Genomic DNA, 1,378 nt, shown 5'->3' on the forward strand with positions numbered 1-1,378 from the left:
AAATTTGGAGGTTTTCTTGTTTTTATGAAATATTTATAATTTATAAATCTCTTTTTTTGATAATTAATAAGGATAAACCAAGAAATAAAATGATGTAGAAAACATTTGCAGCAAAATATTCCCATTGTACATGATCCGCAACAAATAATTTTCCTTCCATAATTGCTTTTTGTATATCTACAGAAGGATAATCAATTATTTTTCCGTTCGAGTTAAGTGGTAAATAATTAGTTAAGATTTTAATTTCATTAGGATTTTTTGGAGGATTTTTACCAAAACGAACTAAAAATTCAACAACTTTAGCAACAGATTCTATAATATTCAAAACAATTAAAGATAAAATCGCAAAAGCACTTTTCTTTAATAGGAATGATAAAAACATGGCGAATACAATATAAGCGAAGATTTCGACGAAATATCCTCCTAAGAATTCGATTCCGTTTACAAAATCAAACTTTTCGCTAAAAATAGAACCTAATGCAAAAACTAAAACGCCAACTAAAAGTGTAGAAATCAAAGTTATCACAACGTTCATCAAAACTTTTGTGTTTAAAAATTCAGTTTTAGATAAACCATCAATTGTATTTTGCTTGAAAGTTCCGAAAGAGTATTCGTTTGTAATATTATTAATAACAATAATAGCTAAAAAGAATTTTCCAAAACCAATTAACCACGTAATATTATGCCAAATTATAGGAAACTCTAATGCTCCCAATTTGATTAAATCAACTTCAATTTCATTCATATTTGGTTTGAAATTCGGTAACGTAATTCCCATTAACAGAATCATCACAAAATATAAAATGATGAAAATTCGCGTTCCTTTATTGTAGAATAATTTATTCCATTCTATGCTAAATAATCTTTTCATGTTAGTTCTGTTTTTGGATTAGTTGGAAAAATTGTTGTTCTAAAGATTCTTTACGTTTTACTAAATGATTCACGATAATTCCTTGTTCATAAAGCATTTTGTTAATTTCTGCTGGATCTTTCTCTTCTGATAAAACAGCAAAAAGTTTGTTGTTTTCTTTGGTAACTTTTGAAACGAATGAGAACGTTTTTAGTGTATATTCCAAACTTTCCATATTTTGCGCAGCAACTTCTATACTTCCAAAACTTGAATTCATTTGATCTACAGAACCCGCATAAAGCATTTTTCCTTGATTCAGAACCACTACATGCGAACATACTTTTTCGACTTCGTCTAATAAATGACTTGCTAGAATAATTGTAGTTCCTTGTTGAGCAATTTTAATAATCAATTCACGAATCTGAATAATTCCTTGTGGATCTAAACCATTAGTAGGTTCGTCTAAAATCAGCACTTCAGGATCATTTAATAACGCAGCCGCAATTGCCAAACGTTGTTTCATTCCCA

The 1,378-nt window shown here is 28.6% G+C and carries 2 protein-coding genes; both read right to left on the minus strand.

Annotation, left to right across the window (positions count from 1 at the left end):
* Positions 1-40: 40 nt before the first annotated feature.
* On the minus strand, positions 41-871 hold the full coding sequence (locus B2X73_RS05205; protein WP_221856259.1) for an ABC transporter permease: 831 nt from the start codon (positions 869-871) through the stop codon (positions 41-43).
* A 1-nt stretch (position 872) separates the two neighbouring features.
* Positions 873-1,378, minus strand: a 506-nt coding sequence (locus B2X73_RS05210) for an AAA family ATPase (protein WP_291095911.1), incomplete at its 5' end; no start/stop codon positions are given.

It is taken from the genome of Empedobacter sp. UBA7252 (genome assembly GCF_002472765.1).
Lineage (GTDB): Bacteria > Bacteroidota > Bacteroidia > Flavobacteriales > Weeksellaceae > Empedobacter > Empedobacter falsenii_B.